The 13,876-nt window shown below is 57.2% G+C and carries 13 protein-coding genes; 5 read left to right on the forward strand and 8 right to left on the reverse strand.

Features of this window, described 5'->3' with window-relative positions:
- Positions 1-106: 106 nt before the first annotated feature.
- Complete coding sequence (locus NC979_RS22420) at positions 107-628, reverse strand: 3'-5' exonuclease (protein ID WP_190516234.1); 522 nt, start codon at positions 626-628, stop codon at positions 107-109.
- Positions 629-845: 217 nt separating this feature from the next.
- Between NC979_RS22420 and NC979_RS22425 the strand changes: the two genes are divergently transcribed.
- Positions 846-1,040, forward strand: a complete 195-nt coding sequence (locus NC979_RS22425) for a hypothetical protein (protein WP_190516236.1) — start codon at positions 846-848, stop codon at positions 1,038-1,040.
- Between the two features lie 99 nt (positions 1,041-1,139).
- On the opposite strand, the gene NC979_RS22430 is transcribed toward NC979_RS22425, so the two are convergent.
- Complete coding sequence (locus NC979_RS22430) at positions 1,140-2,387, reverse strand: cation:proton antiporter domain-containing protein (protein ID WP_190516238.1); 1,248 nt, start codon at positions 2,385-2,387, stop codon at positions 1,140-1,142.
- 156 nt (positions 2,388-2,543) lie between these two features.
- On the opposite strand from NC979_RS22430, the gene NC979_RS22435 reads away from it, so the two are divergent.
- Entirely contained in the window at positions 2,544-3,536 is a 993-nt protein-coding gene (locus NC979_RS22435) for a chemotaxis protein CheB (protein ID WP_190516240.1), read from the forward strand.
- Between the two features lie 121 nt (positions 3,537-3,657).
- Here NC979_RS22435 and NC979_RS22440 read toward each other — a convergent pair whose 3' ends face one another.
- Positions 3,658-4,155 carry a hypothetical protein gene (locus NC979_RS22440; RefSeq protein ID WP_190516243.1) on the reverse strand — a complete coding sequence of 166 codons (498 nt, stop codon included), beginning with the start codon at positions 4,153-4,155 and terminating at the stop codon, positions 3,658-3,660.
- A 169-nt stretch (positions 4,156-4,324) separates the two neighbouring features.
- Between NC979_RS22440 and NC979_RS22445 the strand changes: the two genes are divergently transcribed.
- Entirely contained in the window at positions 4,325-5,941 is a 1,617-nt protein-coding gene (locus tag NC979_RS22445) for an NAD(P)/FAD-dependent oxidoreductase (RefSeq protein ID WP_190516245.1), read from the forward strand.
- A 24-nt stretch (positions 5,942-5,965) separates the two neighbouring features.
- Here NC979_RS22445 and NC979_RS22450 read toward each other — a convergent pair whose 3' ends face one another.
- The 4 genes from NC979_RS22450 to uvsE form a co-directional block, all read right to left on the reverse strand.
- Positions 5,966-6,214, reverse strand: a complete 249-nt coding sequence (locus NC979_RS22450) for a hypothetical protein (RefSeq protein ID WP_190516248.1) — start codon at positions 6,212-6,214, stop codon at positions 5,966-5,968.
- A 314-nt stretch (positions 6,215-6,528) separates the two neighbouring features.
- Positions 6,529-7,137, reverse strand: a complete 609-nt coding sequence (locus tag NC979_RS22455; RefSeq protein WP_190516250.1) for a 2OG-Fe(II) oxygenase — start codon at positions 7,135-7,137, stop codon at positions 6,529-6,531.
- Positions 7,138-7,362: 225 nt separating this feature from the next.
- Entirely contained in the window at positions 7,363-7,830 is a 468-nt protein-coding gene (locus tag NC979_RS22460; RefSeq protein WP_190516253.1) for a DUF411 domain-containing protein, read from the reverse strand.
- Positions 7,831-8,015: 185 nt separating this feature from the next.
- Positions 8,016-8,933, reverse strand: coding sequence for a UV DNA damage repair endonuclease UvsE (uvsE, locus tag NC979_RS22465; RefSeq protein ID WP_190516255.1), 918 nt, complete (start codon positions 8,931-8,933; stop codon positions 8,016-8,018).
- 268 nt (positions 8,934-9,201) lie between these two features.
- On the opposite strand from uvsE, the gene NC979_RS22470 reads away from it, so the two are divergent.
- Positions 9,202-10,326, forward strand: a complete 1,125-nt coding sequence (locus NC979_RS22470; protein ID WP_242023896.1) for a spore photoproduct lyase family protein — start codon at positions 9,202-9,204, stop codon at positions 10,324-10,326.
- A gap of 325 nt (positions 10,327-10,651) precedes the next feature.
- Complete coding sequence (locus NC979_RS22475; protein ID WP_242023897.1) at positions 10,652-11,356, forward strand: phosphatase PAP2 family protein; 705 nt, start codon at positions 10,652-10,654, stop codon at positions 11,354-11,356.
- Between the two features lie 70 nt (positions 11,357-11,426).
- Here the strand turns inward: NC979_RS22475 and NC979_RS22480 are convergent, their stop codons facing one another.
- Entirely contained in the window at positions 11,427-13,463 is a 2,037-nt protein-coding gene (locus NC979_RS22480) for an ABC1 kinase family protein (protein ID WP_190516257.1), read from the reverse strand.
- Positions 13,464-13,876 lie beyond the last annotated feature (413 nt).

Raw genomic sequence — 13,876 nt, forward strand, 5'->3', positions numbered from 1 at the left:
CTGGGTGGACTCGCAGCAGGGACGTACTGCTTTACTAAAGCGTCCGTCCCTGCGATCGCTTACGTACAGCCAATCTTCCTAAGTCGGTTAGCCTCAGCGTCTGGAGCTAGCCCGCGCTAGCTCCAGACGCTGAGGCCACAAACTGGGTCGGAATCAGCATCGCAATTTTCGCGCAAGCCTCCGCATCCGACAGTGCATCGTGGTGGTTGAGGGGAATGCCCAGGTAGTCGCACACGTTGGGCAGCTTGGTGGGGCGAAGGTTCCAGGCTTGGCGGGCCAGCTTGACCGTACAGACAAAGTCGGGCACCGGGGGCAAAATACCGTAGGCCTTGCAGCAGGCGTAGAGCACGCTGCGATCGAAGGACGCATTGTGGGCCACAAAGAAGTCGGCCCCTGTCAACATCGCCGCGATGTCGGGCCACAGCTCGGCAAAATCGGGTTCATTGGCCACCTGCCGCCAGGTAATGCCATGGATGTGGGTGAACTCAAACAGCCGCCGCGGAGGCCGAATCAGGTAGTGAACCTTATCTACCACCTGCCCCTGCTCAACTCGAACTAAGCCAATAGCGCAGGCGCTGTCGCGGTAGCGATCGGCGGTTTCAAAATCGAGGGCTACAAAGGTCGTCATGGCAAAATCTTACAGGCATGGCGGCGCGATCGCAGCCCAATACCGCTAACCCAGGTCTAGCTTGCCTCAATCGTTTAGCCGCGTGGGTACCTTAAGAGTATTGAACTGCCGATAGTATAGCGGTGACCATTGTGCTTAAACCCAAAGTTAATGCTTGGCAGTAACGGGGGCAGTGACTTTGGCTCAGGGCTACGGCTTATTAGGGACAGGTAAAACCATGCGTGGACTCTCTTTAGTCGGGCTATTGGTAGGGCTTGGGGTAGTAGGGATGCTAATGTTTCATCAGAACAAGCCCGCTGAGACTAGCGAGACCCCGCTTCCCACAGAAAATATTGAGAAGGCCAACGAAGCTGCTGACGTTGTAGAGCAACAGGCGGAGCAGCTTCAGCAAGATCTGCAAAAGCTGCCCTAGTTGCTACCCCAAGCACCGCTCAGCGGTAGAAATAGCAAAATTGTCCTAGGCGGCCTCGGCGCGCCTAGGACAATTTTGGCCGCTGTGATCTGCTGTGATCTACTGGGGCAGCTCCTTTTCGATGTCATTGCGGCCACCAATGTAATGCTCGTACCACTGCATCAATGGAGTCGAGGTGACGCCGTGCAGTGTTACCGAAATGGTGACTGTAATGATCGTTAGCCAGGCAATCATCTCGCCGGCTTCGTCCTGTAAACCCTGACCCAGACAGTAGGTGAGATAGTACAGCGAGCCCACGCCGCGAATGCCAAACCACCCAAACAGCAAGCGCGTGGCCGGGTGAACTGGAGAGCCAATGGTGCTCACCCAGGCTCCTAGGGGGCGAATCACAAGGATCAGCAAGCCCGCTATGATGAGGCCCGGAACCGCAAACTTTAGCATGGGCTCAACGCGCAGCAGTGACCCCAGCAGCAAAATAGTGCCAATTTCGGTTAGCTTTTCGAGCCGTTCCATAAACTTGAGGCGGGAGAGCGATCGCTCATCGCTTAAGCGATGGTGGTACATAGCCACTCCAGCGACAAAAACGGCTAAAAAGCCGTAGCCGTGAACTAGTTCGGCCACTGAATAGGCGAGCAAGATAGTGCTGAGGCCAACAAAATCTTCCATTACCTCATCGACACTATTTCTTTTGGCGAGATGCCGCTCTAGCCAGCAGATCCCCTTAGCCATCCCAATACCAACCAGCAGGCCAGCAGCGATCGCCCAGATCAGATCGACGGCTACCCAGCGCCCAAACCAGCTCTGCCAGTTGTCGTCTTTTAGCCAGTGCAGCCCAAAGTAGACAAAGGGAAAGGCCAGCGCATCGTTAAGGCCGCCCTCGGAGGTTAGTCCAAAGCGCAGCTCGTCCTGGTCTTGGGGGTTAGCGAGCTGCACTTCAGAGGCCAAAACTGGGTCGGTGGGAGCCAAAATTCCCCCTAGCAATATGCCTACGCCCCATTCCAGCTTGAGAAAAAAGTGGCCGATGGCGGCGATCGCAAAGATCGAAATCGGCATCAAAAAGCCGATCAGCCGAATCGTTGAATTCCACGCCCAGGTCTTTAGCGGCCGATTCATTTTCAAGCCGCAGCTAAAGAGAGAAATCAACACTACAAACTCGGTCAGCCGCTCTAAAAGGGCGGCGTCGGGTCGCGTTTGCACCAGGTTAACGCCGTAGGGACTTAAACCAATCCCCACAATTAGATAAATCAGCGCGTAGGACAGGGGCAATCGGCCAATCCAGCCCGAACCCAAAGTTACTGTAAGCAGCAACAACCCTATAACCAGTAGATCGAGAATGTAAATATCCACAGGTTGTCAAGGCCAAGGTATAAACTGCCCTTCCACTCTAGGAGCTAGACTCGAGGGCTAAGTGCAACCTGCGGTAGATTTTCCCCTTGCTTGGGCTTGAACCATTTAAGTTGGTAAGCAGACGGATGCGCTAAACCCACAAGCACGAGGGTGAAAATGAATCAGACCCAACCTTCAATGATTGTTGTTGTAGGCGCGTCTGCTGGGGGCATGCAGGCCTTGACGAAGCTGACCGCGCAGCTACCAAAAGATTTCCCGGCTGCTGTCTTCGTGGTCAACCACATGAGTGCAGACATCAAGGGAGACGTGCTAGTCAGAGCCCTGAGTGAGAGTGGTGGGCTAACCTGCGAACAGGCTCACAACGAGCAACCCTTCCAAAGTGGTCACATCTATTTGGCACCCCCCGATCAACATATTTTGCTCGTGGAAGGAAAAATTTTGGTCACCAAGGGGGCACGCGAAAACCGCTACCGACCGGCCATTGACCCCTTGTTTCGTTCCGCCGCAGTGGCCTATGGCAATCGCGTCATCGGCATTGTTCTGACTGGCTACCTGGATGATGGCACCAGCGGCATGATGGCCATCAAACGATGCGGCGGCGTCTGCATCGCTCAAGATCCGCTGGATGCCTCCTATCCAGACATGCCCCAGTCGGTGATCACCAATGTAGGAGCTGACTACTGCTTGCCCATTGCTGAAATGGGAACGCTGCTGTCGGAACTGGTGCGCCGAAACCTACCCAATCGCCAGCAGCCGCCCAAAGACATCGTGATCGAGGCGGAAATTGCCCAGCGCGTTTTAAGTGATTTGCCTTCGGTCGAGGCGCTGGGCGAGCAGGTGCCGTTCAACTGTCCCGACTGTGGTGGGGTGCTGTGGCAAATGGCGGAAGGCGATCTTCTCAGGTATCGCTGTCATACAGGCCACGCGTTTACCTCGGCGGTGCTGCTAGCCCAGCAAACGGCCAAGATTGAAGAAACGCTGTGGGTGGCTCTGCGGATGTTTGAAGAGCGTCAGAACTTGATTGCCACCATGGGTCAGAAGCAGGGCAATTCTTCTTCAATCTTGCAGCGGGTGCAAGATTCTCAAATTCACATTGAGCGGATTCGCGCCATGTTAAAAGCGACCCACGAAGGCGATCGCGATGGATAAGACGAAATAGCTCCCATGCTTTTAGGTTGGACTTCAGGCGAGCTGCTGTAAAAGTGCTAGGCTTTGCGCCCAAAGCAATCTCCATAGCCGTTACGGAGGCCGTTATTAAGCAAGAATGTGTCTAGTCGCTGCCGCCCCAGGTCCAGCGAGGATTGCCATCCCGCAGACCCTTAAACAGAATGACCGTGGTAAACCCGTTGGGGTCGCGCATCCCCGTCATGTCGAGAATGGCCTTGACCTGACCGTTGATCAGCTGAATGCGGATGTAGGAGTTGCCCTCGTAGGCGGCGTCATCGACGCTGACCATGCCGCCCGAGGCTTGACAATTGCGGTATTCGGGCTTGAGGGTGCCCACCCAAGTGGCGCTAAACTGATCTGACTGGGACAGTCTAATGTCGGTGGCAATGTCGCGCAGCTTGACCATGCCCTCGGTCGAAAAGCTACCCTCAGCGTAGGGGCGTAGGGTTTCGTGGGCCGTCAGCCCCTCAGGACAGCGGGCCTGTGGGCTACTGAGCAGGGGCAGTACGCTCAGGTCGATTGTGTTGGCCAAGGCCGCCGTGCCGCTCAGCAGACAGATCGGCAGGCTGCCCAACAGCGCCCCGGCTAGATTTAGTTTCATTCTCGGTCTCTCCTTGGTTAACATCGGCTCGATCGCTGAGCTGCTATCCCCAGCTACAGTGGTTAGGGCGGCGATTCCTGACGGGCGATCGCCCAGAATGGTAAGACCCCAGACCAATGTGGCATGATGATCCTCTGCGCCTCACTGGGACTTTGCCCCATTATTTCGTATGCTACGCCTCAGCCAAATTAAACTGCCCCTCGACCACCCCGAAGCCGCCCTTGAGGAGGCGATTCTCAAAAAGCTGCACCTGCCAGCGGCGGATTTGACCAGCTTCACCATCTTCAAACGCAGCTATGACGCCCGCAAGAAGGGCAACATCGCCCTGGTCTACATCGTCGATGTGGAGACGCCGCAGGAAAAGGCCCTGCTCAAGCGGTTTAAGAAAGATGCCACGGTGACCGTGACGCCCGATCTGACCTATCGCCCGGTGACCCAAGCTCCCGAGGGATTTCAGAATCGCCCGATCGTGATTGGCATGGGACCCTGCGGCATGTTTGCGGGGCTGATGCTGGCGCAAATGGGGTTTCGGCCCATTATTCTCGAACGGGGCAAGTCGGTGCGCGATCGCAGCGTCGACACCTTTGGCTTTTGGCTCAAAAAGACCCTCAACCCCGAGTCAAACGCGCAGTTTGGCGAAGGCGGCGCGGGCACATTCTCCGATGGCAAGCTCTACAGCCAGGTGAGCGACCCCCACCACTACGGCCGCAAGGTGCTCACCGAGCTGGTAAATGCCGGCGCTTCTCCCGAAATTCTCTATATCAATAAGCCCCACATCGGCACCTACCGCCTAGTCAAAATCGTGCAGAATATGCGCGCCATGATTGAGTCTCTGGGCGGCGAGATTCGCTTTCAGACCCGCGTCGCCGACATTGACATCGACCAGGGCCAGGTGCGCGGCGTGCGGCTCGACAATGGCGACTACCTAGCCAGCGACCACGTGGTGTTGGCCGTGGGCCACAGCGCCCGCGACACCTTTCACATGCTCTACGAGCGGGGGGTTTACATTGAGGCCAAGCCCTTTTCCATCGGCTTTCGTATCGAGCACCCCCAGTCGCTGATCGATCACTGCCGGTTGGGCGACCAGGCTGGCCACCCCCGCCTGGGCTCCGCCGACTATAAGCTGGTGCACCACTGCGAAAATGGGCGATCGGTCTACAGCTTTTGCATGTGCCCCGGCGGCAAGGTGGTGGCGGCAGCGTCAGAACCGGGCCGCCTGGTGACCAACGGAATGAGCGAATACGCGCGGGATGAGTCGAACGCCAACAGCGCGATCGTGGTGGGTATCACCCCCGAGGTTGACTACCCCGAGGGGCCGCTGGCGGGCATTGTGCTCCAGCGCCGCCTGGAGGAATTTGCCTTTGAGCTGGGCGGCGGCACCTACGAAGCTCCCGGCCAGCTGGTGGGGGATTTTTTGGCCAACCGGCCCTCGACCGCCTTTGGCGAGGTGCAGCCGTCCTACAAGCCGGGGGTGAAGCTGGGGGATTTGAGCAGCAGCTTGCCGGAGTATGCGATCGCCGCTATCCGTGAGGCCATCCCGGCCTTCGACCACAAAATCCACGGGTTCGCCATGGATGACGCCGTGCTCACCGGCATTGAGACCCGCACCTCATCGCCCATTCGCATCAAGCGCAATGAGCAGTTCCAAAGTCTCAACACTGCTGGGCTCTACCCCGCTGGCGAAGGAGCTGGCTATGCCGGGGGCATTTTATCCGCCGGTATCGACGGCATTCGGGTGGCGGAGGCCGTCGCCTTGAGTTTGGTGAAGGGGCAATCCCCTCAGTAGGGGCACACGACGCGCTCCCTTAACTCATCCTCTTGGGGCCGATCGCCGGGCGGGCAGTCTGCGCCGTGAGGGCTTGTTCTCTGGCTCTAGCGAATCGGGGTGCTGGGCCTCCAGCAAAAACACCCGCCGCCCGTCGGTAATGCGGTAGAGCGTGGTGCAGGTACACGTATGGCCCTCAGCTTTGAGCTGGGCGGCTCGTAGGTCGCAGGCAGCTTGGGCTTGCTCAACTTCTTCCCAGTCGGTTTCGAGAAAAATTTCTTGAATTAAACTCATACAGCTAAAGAATGAAGAGTAAAGAACGAAAAAAAGAAGTGTTTGACGCGCTCGAATGATGGCGTTTTAATCCCTCCAGCAGACACTTCACTGCCTGGAGCAGAGATTTGAGAGGACTTTTGAAAAGCTCTATTTCTAGTAGCGAAAGTGAAGCTTTCACTTCATTTCCCTCAAGAAAGGGGCTTTTACCTCCCTCTTAAAAAGGGCAGGAGGATCAGTAGATGCCCAAAGCTACAGCAAGGCGCTTGAAAAGCGCCCTCTAGTACCTTTGATTAAAGAATACTAAATTTGTACCTACAAATGCTGTAATTGCGCTACCGCCGGGTTTTAGCAGGGGCAGCGGCTCTAGATTCGATCAGAAATTCAGGGATATCCCACAGAGCCTCGGCATCGAGACAGTACTGTTCGCACACCAAGCTGAGGCGACTGCCCGCGCTAGCCATAGCGTTGACCGAGTGAGTCAGATCGCCCTGGAAGTGTAGCAGCAGGCCGGTTTGGGGCCGAATCTGGGCCACCCGCTGCCGCCCTCGCTGCAACACCAGTTCGCCGCTGGTCAGGTCGGCGGGCACCTGCACGTAGAGCACGCTGACCTGCTCGGGGGGCTCGATGGTTTTGCAGTACGATCGCAGCGATCGGTCAATATGGGGATCAACTCGCGACCCCTGTTTCAACATCAGCGAATTCAAATAAAAGGCGTTGCAGTTGGGCAGCAGCGCCTGGTCAAGGTAGGGCTTAAAAAAGGGAAACTGGCGATCGACCTCGGCCCGGCCTTCTGCTTTGAACACAACAGAAAAGCCTTTAGTGGCGACAAAGTCGCGGTTGAGGTTGTTGGTCGCAAAGTAGCGGCACGACTGAATCGCCCCCCGCAAGTTGTGCAGGTAGGCAGCAGAAAAGGCGTTGGGCTGACTGCGGTAGTAGGTCATAGCGGGCAATCGACGTGGTTTAAGGCAGGTTCAGTAGATCGAAAGCCTCCACAGCCCTCTCCCCCAGCCCCTCTCCCAGGGAGGAGAGGGGAGCCGGAACCAGACTTCAAAGTCCCTCTCCTAGCTTGGGAAAGGGATTTAGGGTGTAGCTTGCTTCCCGCAGGGTGGGTTGGATTACGGCAAGAAAGCATGTTTGTAATCTACTGAGATTCGAGAACTAGAATCTCACAGGTGTTCGGCAAAGGTGGCAGTGTCGCCATTCGCGGTGAAAGAGACCACGGTGTAGGGGTCAACGCGATCGCCCGTTTCCATCCCCGGCGAGCCCACTGGCATCCCCGGCGCGGCAATTCCCAGAATCGCGGGGCGCTCGCTCAGCAACCGCTGCACATCCGATGCGGGCACATGGCCCTCAATAACGTAGCCCTCAACTAGGGCCGTATGACAGGAGGCCAGCGCCTCTGGCACACCGTACTGATCCTTGATCGCATCCATGTCGTCTGTCACTACATCCTCCACGGCAAACCCGGCGGCTTGCATGTGGTCAACCCAGTGGCCGCAGCAGTTGCAGGTGGGACTGCGGTAGACCGTCAGCTCCGTCGCCGCTTGAGCTGGGGCGGTCAACGGACCAAAGAGGGCGATCGCAACCACCATCCCCACAGCCATTAGTCTGGCAATCAACCCACGACGATTCATTTAGCAATTTCCCCAGGGTAACGATTTAGTTTGCCTTACCTTAAGGATACTGAAATCCAGGGCTTGACTAGGCTGATTGTGACAAGCTCTAACAAGCGAGGGTTGGAGGTTCAAGGTTCAGGGTATAGGGTACAGGGTCGGCCTTGAACCTTAGACCCTGTACCCTCTTGGCTTTTCGGGTTGCCTCAAGCCGACAACCAGGTTTGTCGCAGATGGGCGATCGCCAGCTCCTTGTGCTTGGCTTCCACCTCAATCCAGGGAGCCTGACGAAAGGAACTGGGCATGGCGGTGATCAAGTCGCTGTGGCGAGGGTCGTGGAGAGCGCTACACCCGTTAGAAATGTGCACCAGCTGCCAAGCCGGGTCGGGCCAGGTGGTGCGAGCTGCCGTCAGCATCTGCTCAACGCTGGGATGGTCGTAGCTATCGAGGCGTTCGTGAATTAAGTGGTGGTGGGCGTCAAACACCATGGGAATCTGCGTCGCTCGACAAATGTCTAGGATGGCGGCGGCGCTGTAGGTGTGCTCGTCGTTCTCTAGGGTGAGGCGAGAGCGAATCGGCGTCGGCAGCTCGCGGATTACCTCGATGAGGCGATCGCCGCGATCGCCCTTGCCACCGTGGATATTCATCAACGCCCAGGGGGATTGCGGTAGGCCCATCAGGTCGAACCAGCGGGCGTGGGCTGTCAGGATGGTAATGCTGTTTTCGATCACTGTGGGGTTGTCGGAGTTGAGCACCACAAACTGATCGGGGTGCAGCACCAGGCGAATGTTGGCGGCCTGAGCGCGATCGCCCAGCTGCCGCAGACCTTCGGCAAACTCCTCTAAAATTCTTGTACCCAGGGGGGTATCCGAAAACGGAAAAATGTTTGATATCAGGCGATAGAGCTGAATCTGGTTGGCCTGGCAAAACGCGATCGCCAGGTTGAGCCGTCTCAGGTTCTCGCTGTAGAGCGATCGCACTGCCTGCTCCTGCGCCTCTTCATCTAGCTGCAACAGCCGCTTGCGGGTCATGGTCTTAAAGCGCACCTCGGGCGAGGTCGTGATGCAGACCAGCCCGAGATTTGGAACATCGAGGGTGGCTTGAGCGGGGGTTTGAGAAGGCATGGGGCTGAGTGCGCTGGAACTGCGCTTGCGGGTGTGGGCAAGAGAGAATTGATCAGCTTTTTTACTATGACAAGCAGATTGAGCGGAGCAATCCTCTAGCAGGCATGGATTTCCCCACCCTTTGAGGGGTATCTTCCGACGGCAGAAACCCGCCCTGTCAGGGGCGGCAGTTACCCCAGTCAACTGGTTTCCTCTGTCGCGTCGACTCGTTACGGTAAAAGCAGATGCGCAAGCACTGTAGACATCACCCGCTAAGGATTTCTGCACTTTGACCTCAACTCCCATCGCCCCCCCAGCAACCCGCGACGAGCAGCGACTGGCCCCTCAGATTCACCTAGAGCGACTGCTCAACATTCAGGAGATTTATCACGAGCCCGATGCTTTTCAGTACGCTCGCGGTCAAGAGATTTTGGCCCAGCATCCCAACGCCTCGCTGATTGAGGTGCCGTCTCATTGGAACATTCCCGACCTGCACGGCAACGAAGGCTCGGTGGATGACTGGACCCGCATCAAGCGCACCGTGCTAGTGCTGGGCGTGAAGAAGTCTCTTCAGGCCCGTCCCAACAGCCGCTCTTCAGATTTTGTTGCTCCCTCCCACGCCAATGGCTGCGCCATGGCCTGCTCCTACTGCTATGTGGCCCGACGCAAAGGTTTCGCTAACCCGATTACCGTCTTCGTCAATATCGAGCGAGTGTTGGGCTACCTAGAGCGCCATGCTAAGCGCCAGGGCCACAAGCTAGAACCCAACCAGGTTGACCCTCAGTTTTGGGTCTACGAGATTGGCGAGAACAGCGACTGCTCGGTCGATGCAGCCATCTGCGACAACGTGAAGGATATCATCACCCTGTTTCGCCGCATTCCCAACGGCAAGGCAACCTTTGCCACCAAGTGCGTCAATCGACAGCTGTTGAGCTACGACCCTCAGGGCAAGACCCGGATTCGGTTTAGCCTCATGCCTGCCGCCAAGGCTCAAATTATCGATGTGCGAACGTCACCCATTCCCGACCGCATCAACGCTATTAACGACTTTGTCGAAGCTGGGTATGAGGTGCACCTCAACTTTGCGCCTGTTGTTTACTACGAGGGCTGGCTCGACGACTACACCGATCTCTTTCGCCAACTCGACGACACCCTCAGCGATCGCGCCAAGCAGCAGCTCCAGTGCGAGGTGATCTTTCTAACCCATAACGATCGCCTTCACGATGTCAACATGGGCTGGCATCCTAAGGGCGAAGACCTACTGTGGCAACCCGGCCTGCAAGAGACTAAGTTTTCGCAGACTGGCGGCAAGAACGTGCGTTACAAGCGAGGGCTGAAGGGTAGTCTCGTCGAGCAGTTTCAGGAGCTACTGCACCAGGAGATGCCCTACTGCACCGTCCGTTACGCCTTTTAGGGAACTGAGGCGACATAGCTTGCCACGACGCCAAACACGGGTGCGGCGTCGTGGTTGCATTCTTTGAATCTTCTCAAGGCATAAGGTTCCGTTTACGTAAGCGACGCCTAACGTTCCCAATCAACCCGCTCCAAATGCTCAACAAGTTACCTCTCAACCCCAAAGGGGTCAGGTGCCTTCTAGTCCATGACATATAACCGTCATGGATTAGTAAGGCACCTGACCCCTGATGCAGAAATTGATGAGCTATTACCTGGGGTGAGGGGCAGCCAACACAAGCAGACTGCATGGCATTCTGGTGGCAGTCCTGTGGTGAGGTGGCACGATGCAGCAGATCCTAAAACGGCTGGCCCAAACCTGGATGCAGCACATCCATCCGCGGCTGGTGTCGTTTATCGCTGCTGTTGGGCTGCTCTGGCTAGGGACTTGCCTGCTGATTCTGCTGGGGCTAGCTAACCTGGCCGAAGAAGTGCTAGAGCGAGAAGCCTTCTTCTTTGACGAGTCGGTTTTGCTGTGGATAAATCAATTTGCCACACCGACCCTAGACCGGGTGATGCTGATGTTTACGCGCTTAGGCGACCCCAGCACGGTAGTGCCTTTGACCTGCATAGGGTTTAGCGGGCTTTGGTTGCGACACCACCGGTCGGTTGCGATCGCCTTCGCCATTAACTGCGTAGGCGGGGCAGTGTTGAGCACCGGGTTGAAACTGCTGTTTAGCAAGGATCGGCCTGCGCTTTGGCCCCAGATCATTACTGAGACCACCTACAGCTTTCCCAGTGGCCACGCTCTGGGGTCGATGGTGCTTTACGGCTTTTCGGCCTACCTGCTAGCGAGGCGCTTTCCTAAGCAAAAACTAATAATTTACGCAGGAGCAGTCGTTTTAATTGGCGGCATCGGCCTGAGTCGGCTTTACCTAGGGGTGCACTGGCCAACGGATGTGCTGGCGGGCTACGGCATTGGCTTTCTGTGGATTAGCGGGTGCATTGCCCTTCTACGCTTCAAGCTCTCGACGCCACCCTGGTTGAACTGAAGTTTGTCGCGACTAAAGGGGATTCCCTGCCAAAGATGTTTGCAATGGCAGGGGATTGATCAGAGTTTGCCTAGCCTCCAACGCGCGAGGGGGTGAGCTGGGGCTGGGCCACAGGCTCTCCCTCAAGCAGCAGGTTGCGAATCAGCCGAGCCAGGCCGCGCTGAGCCAGTTTTGCTACCACCTGCTGACCCATCGCCTGGGTCTCAGGCTTGAACAACAGCGTCGGAATCCGGGTCGCTACCTGGGCGGCATCAAAGCCGGGGGTGTCTTTGAGAATGTCGAGAATGCGACGCAGGTTGTCGAGGTCATTGGGGGCAGCGGCGGCCGCAGTCGGCAGATCCTTCTTGAGGCCAAATCGGCGCTGCACGGCGGTGGTCAAGTTTTGTACTGTGCTTTGGCCAAAGTTGTCGAGGCTATTGACCAGTTCGCCGACAATGCGATCGCGCAAGAATGAGCCCCGGTCTGAGAACAAAAACTCCAGCGTCTGGTCGATCAGCCGATCCATGTCATATTCATCGCTGCTGCGGGCGTTGCGCAGCAGGTTTTCCAGCCGGTTCCAGCGAAAGCTGCCATCCTTAAACAGCAGGTCTTGTAGAGAGGCCCGTAGCTCTGGCGATTGGTCGGTGAGCAGCCGCTTGGCCACATAGGGGTAGGCCTTGCTCAGCACCTTAAAGTCAGGGTCAACGTTGATGGCGATGCCCTCTAGGGTCACCAGCGATCGAATGATCAGCGCGTAGTAGGCCGGCACCCGAAACGGGTACTCGTACATCAGCGCCGAAAATTCGTCGGTGATGCTCTTAAAGTTCAGCTCGGCGACGCTGGCCCCCAGGGCGTTGCTAAACACGTTGGCCAGGGCCGGAATAATCGGCGTCAGGTCGGTGTCGGGGGTGAGAAACTCCAGCTTGACGTAGTCGTTGGCCAGCCCCTCGAAGTCGCGGTTGACCATGTGCACCACCGCCTCAATCAGGCCGTAGCGCTGGTAGGGCTTGACCTCGCTCATCATGCCAAAGTCGAGGTAGGCCAGCTTGCCGTCCGCCATGGCCAGCAGGTTGCCGGGGTGGGGATCGGCGTGAAAGAAGCCGTGCTCTAGCAGCTGCCGTAGCGAGCACTGCACCCCTACATCAATTAAGTGGGTGGCGTCGATGCCTAGACTGTCTAGCTTATCGACGTTGGTGAGCTTGGTGCCCTCAATCCACTCCATGGTTAGCACCCGGCGGGCGGTGTACTGGGGGTAGATGTGGGGTACGTAGATATCGGGAATGTGGTTGTAGAGGCTGGCAAAGCGTTGGGCGTTTTCACCCTCGTGGGTGTAGTCCATTTCCTCGAAGATGCGCTCGCCAAATTCATCTAGGATGGCCACCAGGTCGCTGCGAATCTGGCTGATGCGGTTAGTGGCAAAGCGGGCCAGCCCACGCAGAATGTGCAGGTCGAGGGCAATGTTGCGAGCCAGGCCGGGGCGCTGCACCTTGATGGCTACGTCTTCGCCGCTGTGCAGTTTGCCTTTGTAGACTTGGCCTAGGGATGCCGCTGCGATCGGGTTTTCAGAAATTTCGGCGTAGATCTGGCTGGGGGGTGCGCCCAACTCTTCTTGAATAAAGCGGTAGGCGGTGACGTTGGGAAAGGGTGGAATCTGGTCTTGCAGCTTAGTCAGCTCTTCGAGGAAGAGCGGCGGCACCAGGTCGGGCCGGGTGGAGAGGGCCTGGCCGATTTTGATGTATGCGGGGCCGAGGTTGGTGAGCATGGTGCGCAGCTGAGCTGCCCGCTTAATCTCGTTTTCGGCGCTGCGACCGGCGCGAGCATCGAGCCAGAGCTGGGCAAAGAAGCTAATCAGCGGCAAGAAAATGCCGACAAACCGCGCCCAAACTTGAAAGGGGCGGCGGCGGTAGTGTTTGGCGATCGCCGCTGGGTCATAGCCAAACGACTCAAAGGGGTCTTGGGCTTTGGTGGCTAGGGTGCGAGGCCGGGGCGCAGCCAGGACGGGCTCAGGTATGGCAACCACGGTCGGCTCGGTCATCACCTCTCCGGTTACCGTAATGGCTTCAGCGTCGATGATATCGACAGACTCACCGTAGTGCTGAGCCGAATCCTGGGTGGTATTTAAAGCCATAGCGCGCTCAGAGAGAGGATTGAAAACCGAGGGATTGATAGTCGGGGAGGCTGAGGCGATCGCCTAAATCGCTCCCGTTAACTATTGTAACGGCTTAGTCTCCGAATCCTCGGTGGTGACCTCCCTACTTCCTCCGATCGGCTTGTGTCAATGGGGGGAGCTTGTGGGCCCTCACCCACGGATGGCCGGTTTTGCAGTTTGCCCCCTCTTCGAGAAGAGCAAGCTCTACATCCCCCAACCCCTTCTCCCGTTTTGGGAGAAGGGGGCCAGATTCAAAGTCCCTCTCCCGATCTGGGGGAAGGATTTAGCGATTATCTTAATTGTCAACCACTTGTAGCTGGTGTGGCCGTCTGAGGGGGTTCTGTATCCTTCGGGTTTCGCCAAGATTGGCCTTGGGTGACCAGCGCATTGAG

Origin of the sequence: Leptolyngbya subtilissima AS-A7 (assembly GCF_039962255.1) — a bacterium.
Lineage (GTDB): Bacteria > Cyanobacteriota > Cyanobacteriia > Phormidesmidales > Phormidesmidaceae > Nodosilinea.

What these genes read in the sequence shown, in the direction of transcription:
- NC979_RS22455 (WP_190516250.1), bottom strand. Translation starts at nt 7,137, where the DNA reads ATGACCTACTACCGCAGTCAGCCCAACGCCTTTTCTGCTGCCTACCTG.
- NC979_RS22445 (WP_190516245.1), top strand. Translation starts at nt 4,325, where the DNA reads ATGCTACGCCTCAGCCAAATTAAACTGCCCCTCGACCACCCCGAAGCC.
- NC979_RS22450 (WP_190516248.1), bottom strand. Translation starts at nt 6,214, where the DNA reads ATGAGTTTAATTCAAGAAATTTTTCTCGAAACCGACTGGGAAGAAGTT.
- NC979_RS22460 (WP_190516253.1), bottom strand. Translation starts at nt 7,830, where the DNA reads ATGAATCGTCGTGGGTTGATTGCCAGACTAATGGCTGTGGGGATGGTG.
- NC979_RS22475 (WP_242023897.1), top strand. Translation starts at nt 10,652, where the DNA reads ATGCAGCAGATCCTAAAACGGCTGGCCCAAACCTGGATGCAGCACATC.
- NC979_RS22420 (WP_190516234.1), bottom strand. Translation starts at nt 628, where the DNA reads ATGACGACCTTTGTAGCCCTCGATTTTGAAACCGCCGATCGCTACCGC.
- NC979_RS22435 (WP_190516240.1), top strand. Translation starts at nt 2,544, where the DNA reads ATGAATCAGACCCAACCTTCAATGATTGTTGTTGTAGGCGCGTCTGCT.
- NC979_RS22425 (WP_190516236.1), top strand. Translation starts at nt 846, where the DNA reads ATGCGTGGACTCTCTTTAGTCGGGCTATTGGTAGGGCTTGGGGTAGTA.
- NC979_RS22480 (WP_190516257.1), bottom strand. Translation starts at nt 13,463, where the DNA reads ATGGCTTTAAATACCACCCAGGATTCGGCTCAGCACTACGGTGAGTCT.
- uvsE (WP_190516255.1), bottom strand. Translation starts at nt 8,933, where the DNA reads ATGCCTTCTCAAACCCCCGCTCAAGCCACCCTCGATGTTCCAAATCTC.
- NC979_RS22440 (WP_190516243.1), bottom strand. Translation starts at nt 4,155, where the DNA reads ATGAAACTAAATCTAGCCGGGGCGCTGTTGGGCAGCCTGCCGATCTGT.